This window comes from Streptomyces sp. 142MFCol3.1, assembly GCF_000424945.1.
Lineage (GTDB): Bacteria > Actinomycetota > Actinomycetes > Streptomycetales > Streptomycetaceae > Streptomyces > Streptomyces siamensis.
This window is the reverse complement of record NZ_AUKV01000029.1, coordinates 33,611-54,345: the sequence shown is the minus strand read 5'-3', so window position 1 is coordinate 54,345 and position 20,735 is coordinate 33,611. Positions and strand designations below refer to the sequence as shown.

The following is a 20,735-nucleotide window of genomic DNA, read 5'->3' as shown; positions in this document are numbered from 1 at the left end:
ATTCGGCCATGGCGAAAAAGCTCGTGATCAAGGTGACGGCAGGGGCCGATGCCCCGGAGCGCTGCTCACAGGCGTTCACCGTCGCGGCGGTGGCCGTGGCCAGTGGCGTCGAGGTCTCCCTGTGGCTGACCGGCGAGTCCTCGTGGTTCGCCCTGCCGGACCGCGCGGCCGAGTTCGAGCTTCCGCACGCCGCACCGCTGCCCGGCCTCATCGACTCGATCCTGGCGGGCGGCCGCATCACCCTGTGCACCCAGTGCGCGGCACGGCGGGAGATCACGGAGGACGACGTCCTCAAGGGGGTGCGCATCGCGGGCGCGCAGGTCTTCGTCCAGGAGGCGATGGCGGACGGGACGCAGGCCCTCGTCTACTGACACCGCCTGGGGCGGCGGGAGCGCGGGCTCACTGGCGCGGTTTCTTGCCGTCCAGCTCGTCCCACCACTTGTCGGACTCGGGATCGCCGGACGGATCGTCCCACCAGCGGTCCTCGGGGCCGCGCCGGTTGGCCACCATCGCGGCCACCGGTGGAATCACCATCGCCACCACGCACATGCCCACGGCCACGGGGATCGACCAGAGGCGCACCACTCCCCAGGCCAGGACGAAGAGCCCGATGCACGTCCCCATCATGGCGAAGTACACGTGACGCCTGCGTGCGTACATACCACCAGCGTAGGCCCGTGGAAGCCGGGTGGCGCAGGGAGCGCGGGCCCCGGGCAAGCCGAAGGACCGCACCCCGATCCGGTAAGCGTCCAACCCCCGGGGGTGCGGCCCTTCGGCCGTTCTGGCGGTGCCGTCAGACGGCGATCGCGACCTCGGCGAGGCCGCCCGTCTGGGCGACGACCGTGCGGTCGGCGCTGCCGCCCGGGACCAGGGCGCGCACGGTCCAGGTGCCCTCGGCCGCGTAGAAGCGGAACTGTCCGGTCGCCGAGGTCGGGACCTCGGCGGTGAACTCGCCGGTCGAGTCCAGCAGGCGCACGTAACCCGTCACCGGCTGGCCGTCGCGGGTCACCTGACCCTGGATCGTGGTCTCACCGGGCTTGATCGTCGAGGCGTCGGGGCCGCCGGCCTTCGCTCCACACATATTTCGATTCCGTCCTTCAGGCCTGAGGGTTACTTGTTGGCGCCGAGCTCGATCGGCACGCCGACCAGGGAGCCGTACTCGGTCCAGGAGCCGTCGTAGTTCTTGACGTTCTCCACACCGAGCAGCTCGTGCAGCACGAACCAGGTGAGCGCCGAGCGCTCACCGATGCGGCAGTAGGCGATCGTGTCCTTGGCCAGGTCGACCTGCTCGTCGGCGTAGAGCTCCTTGAGCTCGTCGTCCGACTTGAAGGTGCCGTCGTCGTTGGCGTTCTTCGACCACGGGATGTTGCGGGCGCTCGGGACGTGGCCCGGACGCTGGGACTGCTCCTGCGGCAGGTGGGCCGGGGCGAGCAGCTTGCCGCTGAACTCGTCGGGCGAACGCACGTCGACCAGGTTCTGCGAGCCGATCGCGGCGACGACGTCGTCGCGGAAGGCGCGGATCGCGGTGTTCTGGGCCTTCGCCTTGTAGTCGGTGGCGGCGCGCTCGGGCACCTGCGAGCCGTCGACGAGGTCGCGGGAGTCGAGCTCCCACTTCTTGCGGCCGCCGTCGAGGAGCTTCACGTTCTCGTGGCCGTAGAGCTTGAAGTACCAGTAGGCGTACGACGCGAACCAGTTGTTGTTGCCGCCGTAGAGCACGACGAGCGTGTCGTTTCCGATGCCCTTCGACGACAGGAGCTTCTCGAAGCCCTCCTGGTCGATGAAGTCACGGCGGACCGGGTCCTGAAGGTCCTTGGTCCAGTCGATCCGGATGGCGTTCTTGATGTGGTTCTTCTCGTACGCCGACGTGTCCTCGTCGACCTCGACGATCGCCACGTTCGGGTCGTCCAGGTGGTCCTGGACCCAATCGGCGTCTACCAGGACGTCGCTGCGGCTCATGCTCGTTCTCCTCCGGGGCAGTTGCGGCGGGGCGGGGCGTTTGAGAGAGATGCGCGGTCATGCCGGTGAGGGCTGCGCGGCGCAGGGGTGGCCCCGACGAGAGAGGTCGAGGGCCCGGCTCGCGGAAGTCGGAACGCTTCCGCTCAGAAGGTGCGACAGAGCATGGCGGCGACGCGGCACAGGTCGACTGCCCGCCGCTTCGTGAGATCCGCCTGTCGCTTCATGCGTCCGATCGTAGGGACGGACAGGCGGGCATGTCACCGGCGTGTCGCATGTTGAGATGCGATCATCCACACTTCGGGACGGATCAGCCGTCGAGGCCCTGCCCGCACGGTTTCCTGGTTCCCGGATCCGTCATCCCATCTGCTGTACGGACCAGGCCGTCTCGCCCCTCGGACACCCGGACGCCCGGAGGCTCGCGCAAGGCCCTCGGGCCCCTGTCGGCACCCCTGCCCGGCCCCCGCCGCCGCGCCCGGACCGGCTGCTCAACCGACTCCCCGACCGGCTACCCGACCAGCTTGACGTCCGAACCCTTCACCGAGATGTCCACGCCGCCCTCGGCCGCCTCGACCTTGTCGAGCTCGATGCCGCCCGGCAGCTCGTCGATCTTCTGCTGGAAGTCGGTGATGGACCGGATACGGCCCTCGGCGAGTTCGACGCCCAGCTTGGGCAGGGAGTCGGCGTGCACCCTCACCGTGTCGCCGTGGACGCTGACGGAGCTGAGCACGGAGACCGGCTGGGGCAGCTTGGTGCCGAGGACCGTCGCCGAGACCGTGACCTTGACCTTGCCGTCGCCGCCGTCGGAGAGGCCGATGACCTGGGCGGTGACACCGGGGGCCACCTGCGCGGGCTCGGACCTGGCGGCCTTGAGCAGCTCGTCGTAGGAGATGGTGGCGGTCCCCGTGGCGCTGTCGGCGGTGGCGGAGCTGTAGTCGCCGCTGAACGCGACACCGTGCATCTCGGCGCTCAGGTCGTCGATCCGGATCTTGGCCGTGGCGGCGTTCGTGCCGCCCGTCGACGCCTCGTAGTCCTTGATGCCGATCTTCACGTCGTCGAGCTCGCCGCTGACCACCTGGGTGAGGAAGGGGAAGCCCTCGATGGACACGTCGGGCGTGCTGGACAGTCCCTCGGTGCTCTTGATCCGGTCGGCCGCCTCGTCCTCCGCGAATCCGACCGCCACCCGGTCCGCGATCACGAACAGGCCGCCCAGGACCACGACGACGATCAGGATGATTCGCAGCGCGCGCATGCTCGGTGTTCCCCCACCTGCCGGCTCGGTCGGTCTCGACGACCCGGGTGGCCGTCGAGCGCGAGCCTAACCCCGGCCGAGCACCGGCCGGGGTTACACGGAAAGTTGTCGATCACCTGTGACAAGGCCGCCGGACGGGCCGGCGGGCCTCAGCTCAGCGCCCTTCCCAGCAGGTAGACCGCCGGGGCCGCCGCGGCCAGCGGAAGGGCGACACCCGCGGTGAAGTGGACGAACCGGGACGGGTAGTCGTAGCTGGCCACCCGGTGGCCGATCAGCGCGCAGACACCCGCGCCGAGGCCGAGGAGAGCCCCCTTCCCGCCCAGGTCCGTCGCACCGCCCAGCGCGACGCCGGCTCCCGCGGCGGCGAGCAGCGCCACCGCGACGGAGGCCGCCGTCGGCAGCGGCAGCGCACGGGCCAGGATCGCCACGGCGACCGCGGCCGCGCCCACCGTGACGGCGTCCGGTTCGGCCGCGAGGTGTCCGGCCGCGACGATCGACAGCGCCGCCGAGGCGACGGTCGCCATCAGCCCGTACATCCGGGTGTCCGGGTCGGCGTGGCTGCGCAGCTGCAGGACGAGGGTGAGGAGCACCCACACGCCGAGGGTGCCGAGGATCGCGGCGGGCCCGTTCTCCCGGCCGGCCACGAGCAGGGCGACATCGGCGGTCACCGCGCCCAGGAAGGCGAGGGCGATGCCCTGCCGGGCCGGCCACATGCCGTTCAGCCGGAACCAGCCCGCCGCGGTGACGGCCTGGAGCAGGACGAGGGGGGCGAGCAGGGCGTACTCCCCGACCGCCGCGGCGCCGGACATCAGGAGCCCGAGCGCCGCCGTCAGCCCGGCGGGCTGGATCCCGGGCTCGATGATCGGCGAGCGGCCCTCGGCGCGGGCCCGCTGGGCGTCGGTGATGCGCGCGTTGCCGGTGAGGGTCGGCGGACCGTACCCGGACGCCCCGTCCTCGGCGGGCGCCGCGGGCTGCTGCGGCTGCCCCTGCGCGTGCGTCGGCCGGGCCTGCGCCTGCTGGTGCTGCGGCTGGACCGGCTGCTGCAGGTGCTGTGCCTGCTGGTACTGGCCCTGCGACTGCTGCGCCTGCTGGTGGTGCTGAGCCTGCGGCTGCTGGTGCTGGTGCTGGACGGGCGGCTGCTGCGCCTGCTGGCCCTGCTGCTGGTACTGGGCCTGGGTGTGGTCCCAGCCCCGAGCCGCACCGTGCGCGTTCTCCCGCGGAAGCGGCTGCGCCGTCACGCCCGGCCCGTACCCGTGCCCGTACCCGTACCCGTACGGTTCCTGGTACCCCTGGCCCTGATCGTGCCCCTGGCCGCTCTGCACGTGCCCGTGGCCCTGATACCCCTGCTGATGCCCCTGCGGCGGCAGGTAGGCGGCCGTGTCCGCGGCCGGCACGGGGGGCTGGATCTGGGTCTCCCAGGTCTGCCCCTCCCACTGCTGGGTGTGCTGCTGCCAGTCGGGCTCGGGCGCGTTCTGCTGCTGCGGGCGGTGCGAGGACGGCTGCGACTGCTGCCGATACGGGTCGTATCCCTCGTGGGGATGTTCGTGCCTGCCCTCGTGCGGCTGGTTGCTCATCGTCTCGCTCACCCTCCTGCGAACGGCGGGAGCACCTCGACCGTGCCGCCCTCGGCCAGCCGTACCGTCTCATGCTCGCGGGTACCCACGGGGTCACCGTCGATGAGGAACGAGCATCGCCGCAGGACGCGGACGAGTTCGCCGGGGTGTCGCTCGCGGGCCGCGTCGAGCGCCTCGGCGAGCGTGCCCGCGTCGTACGGCTCCTCGGCGACGCCTGCCGCGGACTTGGCGGCGGCCCAGTAACGCACCGTGCCCTTTGCCATCTCGTTCCTCAATCAGTGGCTTCGTGAGAATCAGTGGATCCTGTGAACACCGTCAGGCTAGCTGGCGTGCGTGACGGCCCAGTCGCCGATACGGGCCAGCAGCCCGTCGTCACTGGCGTTCTCGGCATGGCCCATGCCGTGCTCCAGCCACAGCGCGGCGTGACCGCCGGAGGCGTCGGCGAGCATCCGCGGGTGGTCCAGCGGGAAGTAGCCGTCCCGGTCGCCGTGGACGATCAGCAGCGGGGTGGGCGCGATGAGGGGGACGGACTCGACGGGGGACGCGGGCACCGGGTCCCACTCGCGGTGGTGGATGCGGGTGCGCAGACCGTAGCGGCCGACGGCACGGCCGACCGGGCGGGTTACCAGCCAGTGCAGACGCCGCATAGGGGCGGTTCCCCGGTAGTACCAGCGGGCGGGTGCGCTCACCGAAACCACCGCGTCCGTCCGCGCATCCGTGCGCCCCTCGTGCTCCTGGTCCTCTTCTCCGGGCCGCACGGCCCGCTCCGCCGCGCCCGGTCCGTACAGCGCCGCGTGCCGCAGCACCACGGAGCCGCCCATGGAGAAGCCGACGGTCGCGATCCGTGTGTGTCCGAGCTCCCGTGCCCAGGCGACCGCGGCCGCCAGGTCGAGGACCTCGCGGTCGCCGACCGTCGAACGCCCGCCGGAACGGCCGTGACCACGGAAGGAGAAGGTGACGACCGCCGCGCTCCGCCCGAGGACGTCCGCCGCACGGCGTACGTGGGGGCGGTCCAGATCACCCGTGAAACCGTGCGCGACGACGATCGCGAGGTCACCCGAAGGCGTCGTCCCGGGGTCGTACGCGGCGTCGACGGACACTCCGTCCGTGGTGCGCAGAAACGTGCGCAGCGGGCCGCGCGGCGCCGTCTCAAGGGGTGGACGACGGGAAGATCGCGTCACTTGACCTGCCGGACCGGAGCTCATGTGGGCTATTCTGCTGGGCAGAGGACTCGGGCAGCGTAGCCCCCGGGTCCTTTTGTGCTTTCGGGAGCGTTGTATACGAAGCGGGAAACCGCGGGTGTACGGGCGTCGGACGCGCAGCGGACCCCAGGCCGCGGGAACCGCAGTACGAAGCAGTGCCGCAGACTCCCCCACCGCCCAAGGGCGTGGGAGGTGCCCCCACGCAGGGACCGAGGAGGAACCAGACGTTATGGGCGAGCGAACCGTGCACGAACGTATGACGACCCGGGCAGGAGGGGCGCGATGAGTTCTCTGCTGCTCCTCACCAATGCCCTCCAGCCGTCGACGGAGGTGCTTCCCGCTCTCGGCCTGCTCCTGCACAACGTGCGAGTGGCTCCGGCGGAAGGCCCCGCTCTTGTCGACACCCCCGGCGCCGACGTCATCCTCATCGACGGCCGCCGTGATCTGCCCCAGGTCCGCAGTCTGTGCCAGCTGCTGCGCTCCACGGGACCGGGCTGTCCGCTGATCCTCGTCGTCACGGAGGGCGGCCTCGCTGCCGTCACCGCCGACTGGGGCATCGACGACGTGCTGCTCGACACCGCGGGGCCGGCCGAGGTGGAGGCGCGGCTGCGCCTGGCCATGGGCCGCCAGCAGATCGTCAACGACGACTCCCCCATGGAGATCCGCAACGGCGACCTCTCCGTGGACGAGGCGACCTACAGCGCCAAGCTCAAGGGCCGGGTCCTCGACCTGACCTTCAAGGAGTTCGAGCTCCTGAAGTACCTCGCACAGCACCCGGGCCGCGTCTTCACCCGCGCCCAGCTGCTCCAGGAGGTCTGGGGATACGACTACTTCGGCGGCACGAGGACGGTCGACGTCCACGTGCGAAGGCTCCGCGCGAAGCTCGGACCCGAGCACGAGTCGCTGATCGGCACCGTCCGGAACGTCGGTTATCGATTCGTTACGCCCGAGAAGCTGGACCGCTCGGCGGACGAGGCGAAGGCCAAGGCGGCCCGGCCAAAGGCGGATGATGCGGACGAGACGGCTCGCCTGGACGCCGCGGACGCCCCCGAGGTGACCGCGGAGGCCTAGAAGCCTCCCGTACGCCCTGCCCAGAGGCGGTCCATCCGCGTAGACTCCGCGCGTGGCCAAGGTGACTCGGGATGATGTGGCGCGACTGGCGGGGACTTCCACCGCGGTCGTCAGCTATGTCATCAACAACGGACCCCGGCCGGTCGCCCCGGCCACGCGCGAGCGCGTCCTCGCCGCGATCAAGGAGCTGGGATACCGGCCCGACCGGGTCGCCCAGGCCATGGCGTCGCGCCGCACCGAACTCATAGGCCTGATCATCCCGGATGCGCGCCAGCCGTTCTTCGGCGAGATGGCGCACGCGGTCGAACAGGCCGCCGCCGAGCGCGGGAAGATGGTGCTCGTCGGCAACACCGACTACATCGCCGAGCGCGAGGTCCACTATCTGCGGGCCTTCCTCGGCATGCGGGTCTCCGGACTGATCCTCGTCAGCCACGCGCTGAACGACCACGCGGCCGCCGAGATCGACGCCTGGGACGCCCGCGTGGTGCTGCTCCACGAGCGCCCGGAGGCGATCGACGACGTCGCGGTCGTCACGGACGACCTGGGCGGCGCGCAGCTCGCGGTCCGCCACCTGCTGGAGCACGGGTACGAGTACGTCGCCTGTCTCGGCGGCACCGCCGAGACACCCGCGGTCGGCGACCCCGTCTCCGACCACGTCGAGGGCTGGCGGCGCGCGATGCAGGAGGCCGGGATCCCCACCGAGGGCCGGCTCTTCGAGGCGCCGTACAACCGCTACGACGCCTACCAGGTCGCCCTGGAGCTGCTGGCGGGGCCCGACCGGCCGCCCGCCATCTTCTGCTCCACCGACGACCAGGCGATCGGTGTGCTGCGCGCGGCCCGCGAGCTGCGCATCGACGTGCCGGGCGAGCTGGCCGTGGCGGGCTTCGACGACGTCAAGGAAGCGGCCCTGACGGACCCGCCGCTGACAACGATCGCATCGGACCGCTCGGCCATGGCCCGCGCCGCCGTGGACCTCGTCCTCGACGACGGCCTGCGGGTGGCCGGCTCCCGCCGTGAGCGCCTGAAGCAGTTCCCGTCGCGCCTGGTGGTCCGCCGCTCCTGCGGCTGCGAATAGCTCTCGCGGCCGCGAACGGTCCGCGGCGGCCCGCACGACTGCGCCGGCCCCGCGGGGATCGCGGGACCGGCGCGTTCGGGACGGTTCAGAACAGCAGGTTGTACTGCTCGAAGCCGCTGCCCAGGCCGATCCGTGAGCCGAAGAGGCTGCTGGAGGCCTTGTTGGTGCCCGGGTAGAGCCACAGCTTGCCGCCGGAGTCGCGGGTCACGACATCGGCGATGCCGTCACCGGTCACGTCGCCGTTGGCGACGTACGAGGTGAAGTTCCAGCCCGTACGCGCCTGGATCCGCGTCGACCAGGGGGTGTGCTCCTGCTGGGTGCCCCGGTAGAGGTACAGGACGCCCGAGCTGTTGCGGACCAGCAGGTCGGCGCGGCCGTCACCGGACAGGTCGCCGTGACCGAAGATCTTGACGTTCTTCCAGGACTTGTCGACGACCTTGACGCGCCCGTAGAACTGGCCGTTGCCCTTGCCCGGGTAGAGGTAGACCGAGCCGTCGGCGTCCACCGCGACCAGGTCGGGGCGGGCGTCACCGGTCATGTCGCCGGGGACGGCGTACGACTTGTAGCCGCCCCACACCGAGCTGATCTGCATCCACGTGAACTCGCCGGTGGAGTGGTCGAGGTAGTCGCGGTACAGCTTGCCGTCACCCTTGTCGCGGACGATCAGGTCCTGGTAGAAGTCCCGGTCCAGGTCGGCCTGGAGGCCCCAGCTGATGCCCTGCCATCCGCTGCCCTGGAAGGCACGCCGGGCGAGCGAGGAGCCCTTGCTGTCCTGCTCGAACAGCCCGCCGGAGGGGGTGCGCTCCAGGATGTCGGCCTTGCCGTCGAAGGACAGGTCGGTGTCGTCGATCCGCGGCTGGGCCGCCCAGGTGTACGAGGACACCTTGGTGAACACCGGGAAGGCGCCCTTGGCCGTGCAGCCCGAGACGCCCCACGAGACGATGCCGATGACCTTGCCCGCGGAGATGACCGGGCCGCCGGAGTCGCCGTTGCAGGGGCTCTTGGTGCCCTCGTCGGTACCGCTGGCCGGGGTGCCGGCGCAGAACATCGACCCCTCGATGAAGTCGTCCTCGCCGAGGACCGCCCTCATGGCGGAGTCGCAGGTGGCGTCGTCCCGCACGGTCAGGTCGACCTTGCGGAGCTTGGCCGACAGATCGGCACCGTCGGCGCCTGAGGTCAGACCCCAGCCGTAGACGGTGGCGGTGCCGCCCGGGGCGTACCAGGGGGTGTCGTTGGCGGCGGCCAGACGCATCCACTGCTGTTCCAGCGGGCGGTCGAGAGTGAGGACAGCGATGTCGTGCTGGATGGTGTCCTCGTTGTAGCGCGGGTGGTTCCACTGCCGCCAGACGCCCGCGACCGTGCCGCTGGTGCCGTCGTACAGGTCGGCGGTGCCGGCCACGACCGCGCCGTTCTTCTTCCAGTCGAGGCCCGCGACGCAGTGGGCCGCGGTCAGGACCTTGTTCGGGGCGACGAGCGTGCCGCCGCAGAAGTAGCCCGCGCCCGTCGTGTCGTCGTAGTAGGCGAGCTGGACCATCCACGGGGCGCTCGAGATCGTCGTCTCGCTGCCGCCGATGATGAAGGGCGTCTTCTTGGGGTCCGTCTCCGGGGTGGCCCGGTCCTTCGCCGCCTCGACCACCCGGCGGTGCAGTTCCTTGTCGGAGGCGGTCGGGGCGGGGTTCACGGACTGGGCGACGTTCGCGTCGGGCAGTCCGGCCGGGTTGTCGGCGGCGGTCGCGGGCTGCGCCGCGACCGCGCCGGCGCAGGTCAGCGCCAGCGCGAGAACGGCCGTGGGCAACGCCGTGACGGGGCGTCTGAAGCGACCGCGCAGGGCACGTATCACTCGGGGCTCCTGAGGTGGGTGCGTGTGGTGGTGTTCCGTGTCGTGAGAGGCCCGAAAAGGGCGTACGACGCACCGGCCCGAACGACGCGAAAGCAGTCGCCGCATCGATTCGGACCTACCGCGGAGCCCCCCTCCGGCGCGGAGAGCGTAGGCCTCAGGAGTCCCAGGGCACACGCCCTTCACAGCGGTCGGACAAGTATTCGTCCGTCGCCCTCCGTGTCATCACCCTCACGCAACCCGCCGTTTCCCGGGCTCGCGGGCCTTTATATCGGGCATACGAGGTTCTGTCGGGCTTCTCAGGACACATTCAGGGAGCTCTCATGATCCCGGGACACTCTCAATTGCATGACCGAGAGCTTCCGCCGCAGCGGCGACCACCACCAGGGCGACGACCACCAGCCGGCACACCCCCTGCACCCGGGGGCGGCTCAGCAGCAGCACGCCTCTTCACCGGTGGACCCCGAGTGGCCTCCCCCGCCGGCGTACGCGCCGGCCGGGCCCTACGCCGTCGAGCCGGGCACCACCGTGTGGCCGGGCACCGGTCAGAGCGGTGACGGAGGCTTTGGCCACGGCGGCGGCTGGGCCGCGTACCCGGAGCCGGACTCCGCTCCCACCGCGGCGTTCGCCACCGTCCAGCCGGAGCCGGCCGCACCCACGAAGAAGCGCGCCAAGGGTCCCCTGGCCCTGCTCGCGGCGGTCGCCATAGTCGCCGCGGCCATCGGCGGCGGCACCGCGTACGGCATACAGGAGCTCACCGGCGACGAGACCGTGGCCTCCAGCAGCACCAGCACCAACGTGGTGCCCACCAGCCAGAAGGGCACGGTCGCCGGGGTCGCCAAGGCGGTCGGCCCGAGCATCGTCGAGATCGGCGCGACCTCGAACGCGGGCTCGTCCACCGGATCGGGCGTGATCATCACGGCCGACGGCGAGATCATCACCAACAACCACGTCGTCTCCGGCGCCTCGTCGATCAAGGTGCGGCTGAGCGACGGCAAGTCCTACGCCGCGCAGGTCCTCGGCACCGACAGCAAGAAGGACCTCGCGCTGATCAAGCTGGAGGACGCGCCGTCCGGTCTGAAGACCGCGACGCTCGGCAACTCCGACGGCGTCCAGGTCGGCGACCAGGTCGTCGCGATCGGTTCCCCCGAGGGCCTGACCGGCACCGTCACCAGCGGCATCGTCTCCGCACTCGACCGCGACGTGACCGTCTCGACCGACGAGAGCCAGGGCCAGCAGCAGGGCGACGGCGGCGGCCGGTGGCCGTTCGAGTTCGGCGGCCGCGAGTTCAACGGCGACACCGGGTCGTCGACGACGACGTACAAGGCGCTCCAGACCGACGCCTCGCTCAACCCGGGCAACTCCGGCGGAGCGCTGATCGACATGAACGGCAACATCATCGGCATCAACTCGGCGATGTACTCGGCCGCTTCGGACTCGTCCTCCTCGTCGAGCGCGGGCAGCGTCGGCCTCGGCTTCGCCATCCCGATCAACACCGTCAAGGCAGACCTGGCCGATTTGCGGGCAGGGGGCTCGGACAGCTGACCGCACGCCCGGACGAGCGTGCACCACCGCCCCGAGGGGCACCGATCCAGGAGGTTCGTCATGATCAAGCAGATATCGCACGCGACGGTCGCCGGCATCGATCCGGCCAAGCTGGACCTGGCCCTGGCGGTCATCGGGGAACTGCACGCCCCCACCGCGACCCGGGCGCCCGAGATCGCGCCGCAGCTGATGGGCCTCCGCACCCCCGCCACCCGGACCCACCGCCGCCGGGTGCGCCTGCACCGGCTGGACGCACTGCGGGGCTGAACGCCGTGCGCGCCACGCGGCCGGCGCCGGACCGGTCCGCCATCGGGAGGCCGCACACCCCGGCCGGCGGGCCTCCGGCGGCCCGCCGGTCCTCTCCGCGCCCGCCCGGAAACGTGCGAGGCTGAATGAGTCGAGCCCCGTCCCACCGCACCCCGAGGAACCGACGCCCATGAGCCCCGCCGATGGCGACCGTGACCCCCAGCGCATCCTGATCGTCGACGACGAGCCGGCCGTGCGCGAAGCACTCCAGCGCAGCCTCGCCTTCGAGGGGTACGAGACCGAGGTCGCGGTCGACGGCGCGGACGCCCTGGAGAAGGCGACGGCCGGACGGCCCGACCTGGTGGTCCTGGACATCCAGATGCCGCGCATGGACGGGCTGACGGCGGCACGCCGGATGCGCGGCGCGGGGACCACCACGCCGATCCTGATGCTCACCGCGCGCGACACGGTCGGCGACCGCGTCACCGGCCTGGACGCCGGCGCCGACGACTACCTCGTGAAGCCCTTCGAGCTCGACGAGCTCTTCGCGCGCGTCAGGGCGTTGCTGCGGCGCAGCTCGTACGCCGCGGCGGCGGTCGGCACCCAGGAGGACGACGCACTCGTCTTCGGTGACCTCCGGATGGACCTGGCGACGCGTGAGGTCACCCGGGCGGGCCGTCCCGTCGAACTGACCCGCACGGAGTTCACCCTGCTGGAGATGTTCATGGCCCACCCGCGCCAGGTCCTCACCCGCGAGCAGATCCTGAAGGCGGTCTGGGGCTTCGACTTCGAGCCCTCGTCCAACTCCCTCGACGTGTACGTCATGTACCTGCGCCGCAAGACCGAGGCGGGCGGCGAGCCGCGCCTGGTGCACACGGTGCGGGGCGTGGGCTACGTCCTCAGGTCGGGCGGCGCGGAGTGATCCGCAGGTTCCGGGCTCTGCCGCTGCGGTCGCGACTGGCGTTGCTGGTGGCGGCGGCAGTGGCGTTCGCGGTGGCCGCCGTGTCCGTGACGTGCTGGTTCATCGTGCGCGGCAAGCTGTACGACCAGGTCGACAGTGAGCTGAAGTCGCAGGCGAGCCACCCCATGCGGCCCGCCATCGTCGACAGCATCGCCAACTGCGGCCAGACCGACCAGAGCGACCAGGCACCGGATCCGGGCGAGCTCCGCGCGAACACCGAGTACTACCTCCAGGTGGTCAAGGTCGACGGCGAGTCCTGCGTCTCCTCGAACTCCTTCGGCACCGTCAAGGTCACCGACAGCGACACCGGCCTGGCCAAGAATCCGATCCGCGACGAGGGCATCCTCCGCAACGGCGTCGACACCAAGGGCAACCCCGTACGCGTACTGACGGCCCCCCTGACGATCGACGGGCCCAACGGCCGCCCGACCGTGGTGGCGGACGCCGCCGTCCTGAACGCCCTGCCGCTCAGCGGCACCAACTCCACCCTCAGCGAGCTGGCCGTGTTCCTCCTCGTCGTCGGCGGCGTCGGAGTGGTCGGCGCCGGGGCGGCCGGACTGGCCGTCGCCCGCGCCGGGCTGCGCCCCGTGGACCGGCTCACCGAGGCCGTCGAGCACGTGGCCCGCACCGAGGACCTCACCATCCGCATCCCCGTGGAGGAGGACAGCGAGGACGAGGTCGCCCGGCTGTCCCGCTCCTTCAACTCGATGACGTCCGCACTCGCCAGCTCCCGCGATCTCCAGCAGCAGCTCATCGCCGACGCGGGCCATGAACTGCGGACGCCGCTCACCTCGCTGCGGACGAACATAGAGCTCCTCTCCCGCAGCGAGGAGACCGGCCGGCCGCTCCCCCCGGCTGACCGCAAGGCGCTCCTCGCCTCGGTCACCGCGCAGATGACCGAGCTGGCGGCACTGATCGGCGACCTCCAGACGCTGTCGCGGTCGGACTCCGGCCAGCCCGCCGACCGCGTCGAATTCGTCGCACTGGAGGACACCGTCGAGGCGGCACTGCGCCGGGTCCGGCTGCGCGGGCCCGAGCTGACGATCACGGCGGACCTCCAGCCCTGGTTCGTGAAGGCCGAGCCCGCCGCGCTGGAGCGGGCCATCGTGAACATCCTCGACAACGCGGTGAAGTTCAGCCCCGAGGGCGGCACGATCGAGGTCGTGCTGAAGGAGGGTGAGCTGACGGTCCGCGACCATGGGCCGGGGATCCCCGCGGAGGAGCTTCCGCACGTCTTCGACCGCTTCTGGCGCTCCCAGTCCGCCCGTGCGCTGCCCGGATCGGGGCTCGGTCTGTCGATCGTGGCCCGTACGGTGCAGCAGTGCGGGGGCGAGGTGTCGCTCGGGCCCGCGCAGGGGGGCGGTACGGTCGCGACGGTTCGGCTTCCCGGGGCGCCGACGCCGCCGCCGGAACTCTTCGGCACCTACGAGAAGTTCGAGCCCTACGAAACGGAATAGCAGCCCGGGCTCACCCGGGAACCTGCGGCCCGCCTGAACGCCGCGCCCAACGCCGCTGCGGGCTCACGACGCTTCTTCGCCCCCGCCGCCCCTGTCCGACCCGTCCCCTGGGGCTCCGCCCCCAGCCCCCCGCCGGCCTGGACGGCCTAGTCCTGGAACGCCGGACGGGCTGAAGGCTGCATCCTGCCCTCAAGGCGGGACGGGAACTGCCGCCCGACGGGACGGGAGCCAGCCCCGGGCCTCACCTGGAATGCACGCGGGAAACGGGCAGGCCATTTCCCGGGTGCATTCCGTGATCGGTGCGGTTACTTCAGAACCGTGATCCGGTTCGCCGCGGGCACCGGATAGGGGTCGGTGGCCGAGGAGTTGGCCGTCAGGAAGGACTCGAAGGCCGCCAGGTCGTCGCCTCCGACGAGGACACCGGTGCCCTTGCCGAGCTCGGCGAAGCCGTCGCCGCCGCCCGCGAGGAAGGAGTTCATCGCGACGCGGTAGGTGGCCGCCGGGTCGATCGCGGCGCCGTCGAGCTTGATCGAGTCGGTGACGACACGGGCGGCGCCCGTCTTCGTCAGGTCCAGCGTGTAGGTGAGACCGGAGGAGACCTGGAGGATCTTCGGCGCGGCCTCGTTGGCGCCGCTGACCTGCTGCTGGAGCCCGGTGATCAGTTGCGCGCCGGTCAGGTTCACGAGGTTCACGGTGTTGGAGAAGGGCTGCACCGTGTACGCCTCGCCGTACGTCACGACGCCGTCGCCCTCGCCGCCGCTCGCGGCATAGGTGAGGCCGGCGCGGATGCCGCCGGGGTTCATCAGCGCGAGATCGGCCTCGGGGTCGAGCGACCTGGCGTGGGCGAGCTGCGCGTCGGCGATCACGTCACCGAGCGGGGACTCGGTGCCGGCGTTGCCGATCTCTCCGGCGATGTAGCCGATGGGACGCGAGGCGATCGGGGCGGAGCGGGTCTTCCACTTGCCGATCAGCGCCGTCATGTCGGCGGCCTTCGCCACGTCACGGGTGACGACGTGGTTCGCGGACTTCACCGCGGTACGGGCGATGTCCCCGCTCCAGCGGTCGTAGGTCAGCGTGGTGTCCGTGTAGAGGCGGCCGAAGGAGGACGCCGAGGTGACCATACGGGGGTTGCCCGCCGGGTCGTCGATCGTGCACGCGTACGCCTGGTGGGTGTGGCCGGTGACGAGCGCGTCCACGGCCGGCGTGACGTTCTTGGCGATGTCGACGATGGGGCCGGAGATGCCGTCGCCGGGACCGGGGCTGTCGCAGTCGTAGTTGTACGACTGCGAGACGGGCGCGCCGCCCTCGTGGATGAGCGCGACGATCGACTTCACGCCCTGGCGCTGGAGCACCTTGGCGTACTTGTTGATCGTCTCGACCTCGTCGCCGAACTTCAGGCCCTTGACGCCCTCGGCGGAGACGATGTTCGGGGTGCCCTCCAGGGTCACGCCGATGAAGCCGACCTTGACGCCGTTCTTCCGCCACACCCAGTACGGCGCGAGGATCGGCTTGCCGGTCTTCTCGTCGGTGACGTTCGCCGCGAGGTAGGGGAAGTCGGCGCCGCGGAACTTCTCGTCGTCGTCGTAGCAGCCGTCCTTCGGGTGGCAGCCGCCGTTCTGGAGCCGTGCGAGCTCCTTGGCACCCTCGTCGAACTCGTGGTTGCCGACGCTCGTCACGTCCAGGTCGAGCTTGTTCAGCGCGTCGACCGTCGGTTCGTCGTGGAAGAGCCCGGAGATCAGCGGGGAGGCGCCGACCATGTCACCGGCCCCGGCCGTGATCGAGTACTTGTGGTTCTTGCGGGCCTCGCGCAAATGGGTGGCGAGGTACTCCACGCCGCCCGCGTCGATCGTCTTCGTCGTGCCGTCGGCCTGCTGCTCGGTGACGCGGCCGGAGGAGCCGGACGGCGGCTCCAGGTTGCCGTGCAGGTCGTTGAAGGACAGCAACTGCACGTCCTGGTAGCGGCCGCTGCCCTTGTGGTGCGACGGAGTCGCCGTGTCCTGGCCGGCGCTCGCGGGCATCGCGGAGGCCAGCGCACCGACGGTGGCCAGTCCTGCCGCTGCCGCGAGCATGCGATGAGTACGTCTGTGCCGGGGCGTCGGCTGCATGGGATCCCCCCTGGAGACCGGTGAGAGCTGCGGGAGCCAGGACCGCCGCGGGGGCGGTCCGCCGGAACCACGAGACCTGTGGGACGGCTGTGGCTCGTGCACGCACCTTAGATTCAACGCGCGTAGCGCAACAGGGGGTTAGCGGTTACGGACTGGTTGCCATCGGTTCACCGGGAGACGGCCTCCACCCGACCACGGCCGCCCGGACAGCCCGCCACGACGGACATCCGCCGCGCTCAACTCCTTGTCCGGAAATCACCGGGCCGTACCCTCGTATGCATGACCAGCGACGACACCGCACCGTTTGCGCACTCGCGTTCCATCCAGACCTTCTCCGAGCTCACCCCGGCCCAGGCGGAGGACGTGCTCGGGCTGCTCGCGGAGGCCGCCCGGTCCGACGGCCAGCAGGCGGTGTCCGAGCAGGGACGGCTCCAGCTGAAGGGCGGGCCCCGGGAGGGCGTACGGCATCTGCTTTTGACCGTCGGTCCCGAACTGGTCGGGTACGCGCAACTGGAGGACACCGATCCGGTGGAGGCCCCCGCCGCCGAGCTGGTCGTGCACCCGGCGTACCGCGGGCACGGGCACGGCCGGGCGCTCGGCTCCGCGCTGCTGGCCGAGTCGGGGAAGCGGCTGCGGGTGTGGGCGCACGGCGGGCACTCCGCGGCCCGGCACCTGGCGCAGGTCCTCGGACTCACTCTGTTCCGCGAACTGCGCCAGATGCGGCGGCCGTTGGAGAGGATGGATCTCGGGGAGCCGAAGCTCCCGGACGGTACGAACGTCCGGGCCTTCGTGCCCGGCCGGGACGACGCCGCCTGGCTGGCCGTCAATTCCGAGGCCTTCGCCCACCACCCCGAACAGGGCTCCCTCACCCAGCGGGACCTGGACGACCGGATGGCCGAGCCGTGGTTCGACCCCTCCGGGTTCTTCCTGGCCTTCCAGCGCGGCGAACTGGTCGGCTTCCACTGGACCAAGGTGCACGCCGAGGAGCAGATCGGCGAGGTGTACGTCCTCGGTGTGCGTCCCGGCTCCCAGGGCGGCGGCCTGGGCAAGGCGCTGACCACGATCGGTCTGCGTCACCTGGCCGCCCAGGGCCTGCCGACCGCGATGCTCTACGTCGACGCCGACAACAAGGCGGCGGTGACGGTGTACGAGCGGCTCGGCTTCGTGACGCACGAGACGGACCTCATGTACCGGACCGAGTCCTGAGGACGCGCCGGCGGCGGACGGGTTCCGCGCTGGCGTACACGACCGTCACGGCCGCGCCGGCCAGCAGCCACGCCCACCGCTGGTGCGCGTCGCCCCAGGCCGGGTCGTCGGCCGACGGGAACAGCGTCCAGCGGTAGGGCAGCAGCACGGCCGCGGCGCAGACGGTGCCCAGCAGCCCGGCCGACACCACGACGCCCGGTTCGGCCGCGTCCGTGCACCGCACCGCCAGGGAGGCGGCGGCCAGCGCGAGGAGGGCCAGGGCACCCGCCTCCAGGGTGAGCGCGCCGACCGGGGGCCGCACCCGCGCCGGCGTCAGGAGCAGCGCGGCCGTCCAGCACAGCGCCACGAGCGGGGCGACGAGCGCGACCCGCAGCCCGGCGCGCACCGGCCGCCGGGTCGGCACCGGCGCGGTGGTGTGCCGGGCCGGGTCGTCCAGCAGGAAGGCCAGGCCCAGACCGAGGGTGAGGGCGGCGGCCCGCAGCAGGTTGAGGCTCAGCCACGGGTCGGGCTCGGTGGACAGCAGCCGGGGCAGGGCGGCCAGGAGCAGCGCCAGGACGGCACCGGTGATGAGGGCCGCCCGGGGCAGGGCGCGCCACAGGGGCGGCAGCAGCGCGCCGGCCACGGCGTAGGGGCCCGCGCCGGGCGCCGTGGCCGCGGGGGGCGTTGTGCCGCCTCCGGGAGACGGCGCGGGTCCCGCCGCGGCGGCAGTCCCTAGCCCCCGCACGAGTCACCGTCCGAGGTCTTCGTGCCTCCGTCGCCGGCGGGGACCCCGAGGAGCTCGGCCGCCCGCGCCGCGGACGTCTTGGGGGAGGTGAGCTCCGCCCAGTGCGCCTTCACCCTGGGGACGACGCTGTAGCGGGGACGCTGGAGCAACTCCTGGACGATACGGGTCTGTTCGGAGGTCAGGGAGATCGGGTTGGTGGGGGCCAGGATGACCTCGTCGCCGTCGACGTGGTCGTCGAGGGTGACGTTCGTGAACGCGGTCGTCGGGTGGGGCAGCGCGCCCAGCGCCAGCCACATGGCCGTCACACCGCGGGCGTCGCACATCGTGCCGGCGGACTCCTCGTCCCCGGCGACGAGGACCGAGGCGACGCCGACCGCGAACTCGGGGGTGCGGTTGCCGCCCCACCGGGTGCCGACGGTGACGGTGCCACGGGTGGTGGACGGGGCGAGGGCCGCGTCACCGTCCAGGCCGTAGCGGGCGTCGACCCGCTGGCGCACGGTCAGCCGCTCACCGCCGGCCGCTCCGCCCGCGAGGGACTGGACGCCGTCGACGACGCGTGCCCAGTCGGCGGTGCGGCCGGTCCACTCCGGGTACGCGCAGTACGTCGACCTGCCGTGGGTGACGCAGGACTGCACCTTCTGCGGGGTGACGGTCGCCTCGGTGCGGGCGGCGGCGAGCGAGGCAGGGTCGCCCGGGGACTGCCCGGCGACCCCGGCGCCCGTCGCGGCGAGGGCGAGAGCCGTCACGGCCACGGTGGTGCGTGTCCGGCCGCCTCCCCTCAGCACGGCGAGGCACAGCAGCAGCACCACGAGCCCGGACAGGTACAGCGCGTGCCAGGCGGCCGGGCGGCCGATCAGGTCGGACGGGAGCGCGGTGCGGCTCGTCTCGGAGACGCTCGGCCACAGCCACCGTTGCCAGTGCGCGTCGCTCGCCCCGACGGAGACCAGGGTGCCGAAGGCGACGATGCCGACGACGAGGAGCGGTGCGGCGAACGAGCTGGTCACCAGCCGGGCGGTCAGCACTCCGAGTACGCCGGAGAGGAGCACCGACAGCGGGCCCACGGCCAGTTCGGCCGGTGATCCGTGACCGACGGCGCCGGGCTCGAGCGCCGCCCAGGTGAACTGGAAGGTGACGACCAGCGCGGTGACGGCGGCGAAGGGTACGACCGACAGCCCGTGGGCGACCGTGCGCCGCCACGGCTCCATGGGGAGGACGTCGAGGTGGCGGTCGGTGTCCCGCCGGCGCGAGCGCAGCACGGCCCGGTTGGCGCAGACGAAGAGCGCGACGCCGAGGAGCATGGGCCCCGACTGGGTGTCGCGGTCGACGTCCTGCAGGACCGGGAAGTCGTCCATGCCGTCCCGGCCGGAGAACATCTGCCAGCCGGTGTAGACGACGTACAGCACGAGGAAGGCGAACACCGGGATCTGCAGGAGCAGTTCGCGGGCTTCGAAGCGGGCCAGGGCGAGGACGGCGCGCGTCCTGGAGCCCTGCCCGGGCGAGGAAGGCTCCGCCCCCGTGGGGGCCGTCCGTTCGATCGTGTCGGCGGCGCTCATGCGGCCACCTCCGCGGTCTCGCCGTCGAGGGTGAGCAAGTAGCCGTCCTCCAGGGTCGGTTCGAGGAGCTCGGCGCCCGGCGGCGGGTCGCCGACATTGCGGAAGCTGCCCGCGCCCGTACGCCATCCGGCGCGGGCGCCCGGGTCGCGTTCCGTGCTGCTCCAGACCCGGCCGGCCGCCCGCGCGGTCAGCTCCGCGGGCGTGCCCTCGAAGCGGATCCGTCCCGAGGCCATCACGATCACGCGGTGGCAGAGCATCGCGACGTCCTCCGTCTGATGGGTGGAGAGCAGGACGGTGCGCCCCTCGCCCGCCTGGGCGATCAGCTCCCTGAAGCGCATGCGCTGTTCGGGGTCGAGGCCGACAGTCGGCTCGTCGAGGACGAGGAAGCCCGGGTCGCCGACGAGTGCGGCGGCCAGCGCGACCCGCTGGCGCATGCCGCCGGACAGCTTCTTGATGCGCTTGCCGCGCACGTCGGACAGGTCGACGGCGTCCAGCACGCGCCGCACCTCGCGGTGCCGGGCGGTGCGGTCCGTCAGCTCCTTCAGGATCGCCACGTAGTCGACGAACGCGAAGGCGGAGAAGTCCTGGTGGAAGCCGGGTGTCTGGGGCAGGTAGCCCAGCCGGCGCCGGACGTCCAGGCGGCCGGACGGGCTGCCGGGGTCGTGCCCGAGGACGGTGAAGGCTCCCCGGTCGGCGGGTACCGCGGTCGCGAGGACCCGCAGCAGGGTGGTCTTGCCGGCGCCGTTGGGGCCGAGCAGTCCGGTGACGCCTTCGCCCAGTCGCAGGGAGACGTCGTCGAGGGCGACGGTTCCGCCGTAGCGGAGGGTCAGGCCGGAGGCGGAGACGGTGGGCGGCATGCGCAGATGGCTCCTGTCGGAGTGGTGGTCAGGGGCGGCGGTCACGCGACGCTCCTGTCGGAGGAGTGAGGTGGACGGGAGCGGCGGTCACGCGGCGCGCCCGTGGGAGACGTGGGG

Annotated in this window: 21 protein-coding genes; 8 read left to right on the top strand and 13 right to left on the bottom strand. The window is 71.8% G+C overall.

Annotated features, from left to right (window positions below):
- Positions 1-8: 8 nt before the first annotated feature.
- Complete coding sequence (locus H305_RS0133685) at positions 9-371, top strand: DsrE family protein (protein ID WP_028804345.1); 363 nt, start codon at positions 9-11, stop codon at positions 369-371.
- Between the two features lie 28 nt (positions 372-399).
- On the opposite strand, the gene H305_RS0133680 is transcribed toward H305_RS0133685, so the two are convergent.
- The 8 genes from H305_RS0133680 to H305_RS0133650 form a co-directional block, all read right to left on the bottom strand.
- A complete protein-coding gene (locus H305_RS0133680; RefSeq protein ID WP_028804344.1) occupies positions 400-660 on the bottom strand; it encodes a DUF3099 domain-containing protein in 261 nt (86 codons plus the stop codon).
- Positions 661-793: 133 nt separating this feature from the next.
- The gene (locus H305_RS0133675; RefSeq protein ID WP_028804343.1) at positions 794-1,081 is read right to left on the bottom strand and encodes a DUF1416 domain-containing protein; all 288 of its coding nucleotides are present in this window, start codon (positions 1,079-1,081) and stop codon (positions 794-796) included.
- A 29-nt stretch (positions 1,082-1,110) separates the two neighbouring features.
- Positions 1,111-1,956 (bottom strand): sulfurtransferase, encoded by an 846-nt coding sequence (locus H305_RS0133670; protein WP_028804342.1) that lies wholly within the window; start codon positions 1,954-1,956, stop codon positions 1,111-1,113.
- 143 nt (positions 1,957-2,099) lie between these two features.
- Positions 2,100-2,180, bottom strand: a complete 81-nt coding sequence (locus H305_RS56485) for a putative leader peptide (RefSeq protein ID WP_350310325.1) — start codon at positions 2,178-2,180, stop codon at positions 2,100-2,102.
- Positions 2,181-2,461: 281 nt separating this feature from the next.
- Positions 2,462-3,205 carry a DUF2993 domain-containing protein gene (locus H305_RS0133665; RefSeq protein ID WP_028804341.1) on the bottom strand — a complete coding sequence of 248 codons (744 nt, stop codon included), beginning with the start codon at positions 3,203-3,205 and terminating at the stop codon, positions 2,462-2,464.
- 149 nt (positions 3,206-3,354) lie between these two features.
- A complete protein-coding gene (locus H305_RS0133660; RefSeq protein WP_420708177.1) occupies positions 3,355-4,791 on the bottom strand; it encodes a hypothetical protein in 1,437 nt (478 codons plus the stop codon).
- Positions 4,788-5,042: a MoaD/ThiS family protein gene (locus H305_RS0133655; RefSeq protein WP_028804339.1), complete on the bottom strand. Its 255-nt coding sequence runs from the start codon at positions 5,040-5,042 to the stop codon at positions 4,788-4,790. Before H305_RS0133655 ends, H305_RS0133660 begins: the two co-directional genes overlap by 4 nt.
- 57 nt (positions 5,043-5,099) lie before the next feature.
- Positions 5,100-5,984 carry an alpha/beta hydrolase gene (locus tag H305_RS0133650; protein ID WP_078629376.1) on the bottom strand — a complete coding sequence of 295 codons (885 nt, stop codon included), beginning with the start codon at positions 5,982-5,984 and terminating at the stop codon, positions 5,100-5,102.
- Between the two features lie 279 nt (positions 5,985-6,263).
- Here H305_RS0133650 and H305_RS0133645 point away from each other — a divergent pair, with 279 nt between their 5' ends.
- Both H305_RS0133645 and H305_RS0133640 read left to right on the top strand, forming a co-directional pair.
- Complete coding sequence (locus H305_RS0133645) at positions 6,264-7,052, top strand: winged helix-turn-helix transcriptional regulator (protein WP_028804337.1); 789 nt, start codon at positions 6,264-6,266, stop codon at positions 7,050-7,052.
- A gap of 52 nt (positions 7,053-7,104) precedes the next feature.
- Entirely contained in the window at positions 7,105-8,127 is a 1,023-nt protein-coding gene (locus tag H305_RS0133640; protein ID WP_078629375.1) for a LacI family DNA-binding transcriptional regulator, read from the top strand.
- A gap of 85 nt (positions 8,128-8,212) precedes the next feature.
- Here H305_RS0133640 and H305_RS0133635 read toward each other — a convergent pair whose 3' ends face one another.
- Positions 8,213-9,967 (bottom strand): trypsin-like serine protease, encoded by a 1,755-nt coding sequence (locus tag H305_RS0133635; RefSeq protein WP_028804335.1) that lies wholly within the window; start codon positions 9,965-9,967, stop codon positions 8,213-8,215.
- A 345-nt stretch (positions 9,968-10,312) separates the two neighbouring features.
- Between H305_RS0133635 and H305_RS0133630 the strand changes: the two genes are divergently transcribed.
- The 4 genes from H305_RS0133630 (at position 10,313) to H305_RS47755 (ending at position 14,173) form a co-directional block, all read left to right on the top strand.
- Positions 10,313-11,509 (top strand): S1C family serine protease, encoded by a 1,197-nt coding sequence (locus H305_RS0133630; protein WP_028804334.1) that lies wholly within the window; start codon positions 10,313-10,315, stop codon positions 11,507-11,509.
- 60 nt (positions 11,510-11,569) lie between these two features.
- Positions 11,570-11,776: a hypothetical protein gene (locus H305_RS0133625; RefSeq protein WP_028804333.1), complete on the top strand. Its 207-nt coding sequence runs from the start codon at positions 11,570-11,572 to the stop codon at positions 11,774-11,776.
- Positions 11,777-11,945: 169 nt separating this feature from the next.
- The gene (locus tag H305_RS0133620; protein WP_028804332.1) at positions 11,946-12,677 is read left to right on the top strand and encodes a response regulator transcription factor; all 732 of its coding nucleotides are present in this window, start codon (positions 11,946-11,948) and stop codon (positions 12,675-12,677) included.
- Positions 12,674-14,173: a sensor histidine kinase gene (locus H305_RS47755; RefSeq protein WP_051371230.1), complete on the top strand. Its 1,500-nt coding sequence runs from the start codon at positions 12,674-12,676 to the stop codon at positions 14,171-14,173. Before H305_RS0133620 ends, H305_RS47755 begins: the two co-directional genes overlap by 4 nt.
- A 305-nt stretch (positions 14,174-14,478) precedes the next feature.
- Here H305_RS47755 and H305_RS0133610 read toward each other — a convergent pair whose 3' ends face one another.
- Positions 14,479-16,278 (bottom strand): bifunctional metallophosphatase/5'-nucleotidase, encoded by a 1,800-nt coding sequence (locus H305_RS0133610; RefSeq protein ID WP_028804331.1) that lies wholly within the window; start codon positions 16,276-16,278, stop codon positions 14,479-14,481.
- 279 nt (positions 16,279-16,557) lie between these two features.
- Here H305_RS0133610 and mshD point away from each other — a divergent pair, with 279 nt between their 5' ends.
- Positions 16,558-17,484, top strand: a complete 927-nt coding sequence (gene mshD / locus H305_RS0133605; RefSeq protein WP_028804330.1) for a mycothiol synthase — start codon at positions 16,558-16,560, stop codon at positions 17,482-17,484.
- Here the strand turns inward: mshD and H305_RS0133600 are convergent.
- The 3 genes from H305_RS0133600 to H305_RS0133590 all read right to left on the bottom strand — a co-directional run bounded on the left by H305_RS0133600 (position 17,462) and on the right by H305_RS0133590 (position 20,618).
- Positions 17,462-18,106, bottom strand: a complete 645-nt coding sequence (locus tag H305_RS0133600) for a hypothetical protein (protein WP_028804329.1) — start codon at positions 18,104-18,106, stop codon at positions 17,462-17,464. The two genes, mshD and H305_RS0133600, sit on opposite strands and share 23 nt — an antisense overlap.
- Before the next feature lie 89 nt (positions 18,107-18,195).
- On the bottom strand, positions 18,196-19,761 hold the full coding sequence (locus tag H305_RS0133595; RefSeq protein ID WP_028804328.1) for an ABC transporter permease: 1,566 nt from the start codon (positions 19,759-19,761) through the stop codon (positions 18,196-18,198).
- Complete coding sequence (locus H305_RS0133590) at positions 19,758-20,618, bottom strand: ABC transporter ATP-binding protein (protein WP_028804327.1); 861 nt, start codon at positions 20,616-20,618, stop codon at positions 19,758-19,760. The genes H305_RS0133595 and H305_RS0133590 overlap by 4 nt, the downstream gene beginning before the upstream one ends.
- Between the last annotated feature and the right edge of the window lie 117 nt (positions 20,619-20,735).

Bases quoted from the DNA above. Each gene is read 5' to 3' on its own strand.
- H305_RS0133625 (WP_028804333.1), top strand. From the start codon at position 11,570: ATGATCAAGCAGATATCGCACGCGACGGTCGCCGGCATCGATCCGGCC.
- H305_RS0133595 (WP_028804328.1), bottom strand. From the start codon at position 19,761: ATGAGCGCCGCCGACACGATCGAACGGACGGCCCCCACGGGGGCGGAG.
- H305_RS0133620 (WP_028804332.1), top strand. From the start codon at position 11,946: ATGAGCCCCGCCGATGGCGACCGTGACCCCCAGCGCATCCTGATCGTC.
- H305_RS56485 (WP_350310325.1), bottom strand. From the start codon at position 2,180: ATGAAGCGACAGGCGGATCTCACGAAGCGGCGGGCAGTCGACCTGTGC.
- mshD (WP_028804330.1), top strand. From the start codon at position 16,558: ATGACCAGCGACGACACCGCACCGTTTGCGCACTCGCGTTCCATCCAG.
- H305_RS0133670 (WP_028804342.1), bottom strand. From the start codon at position 1,956: ATGAGCCGCAGCGACGTCCTGGTAGACGCCGATTGGGTCCAGGACCAC.
- H305_RS0133630 (WP_028804334.1), top strand. From the start codon at position 10,313: ATGACCGAGAGCTTCCGCCGCAGCGGCGACCACCACCAGGGCGACGAC.
- H305_RS0133665 (WP_028804341.1), bottom strand. From the start codon at position 3,205: ATGCGCGCGCTGCGAATCATCCTGATCGTCGTCGTGGTCCTGGGCGGC.
- H305_RS0133590 (WP_028804327.1), bottom strand. From the start codon at position 20,618: ATGCCGCCCACCGTCTCCGCCTCCGGCCTGACCCTCCGCTACGGCGGA.
- H305_RS0133680 (WP_028804344.1), bottom strand. From the start codon at position 660: ATGTACGCACGCAGGCGTCACGTGTACTTCGCCATGATGGGGACGTGC.
- H305_RS0133655 (WP_028804339.1), bottom strand. From the start codon at position 5,042: ATGGCAAAGGGCACGGTGCGTTACTGGGCCGCCGCCAAGTCCGCGGCA.
- H305_RS0133685 (WP_028804345.1), top strand. From the start codon at position 9: ATGGCGAAAAAGCTCGTGATCAAGGTGACGGCAGGGGCCGATGCCCCG.
- H305_RS0133645 (WP_028804337.1), top strand. From the start codon at position 6,264: ATGAGTTCTCTGCTGCTCCTCACCAATGCCCTCCAGCCGTCGACGGAG.
- H305_RS0133675 (WP_028804343.1), bottom strand. From the start codon at position 1,081: ATGTGTGGAGCGAAGGCCGGCGGCCCCGACGCCTCGACGATCAAGCCC.
- H305_RS0133650 (WP_078629376.1), bottom strand. From the start codon at position 5,984: ATGAGCTCCGGTCCGGCAGGTCAAGTGACGCGATCTTCCCGTCGTCCA.
- H305_RS0133610 (WP_028804331.1), bottom strand. From the start codon at position 16,278: ATGCAGCCGACGCCCCGGCACAGACGTACTCATCGCATGCTCGCGGCA.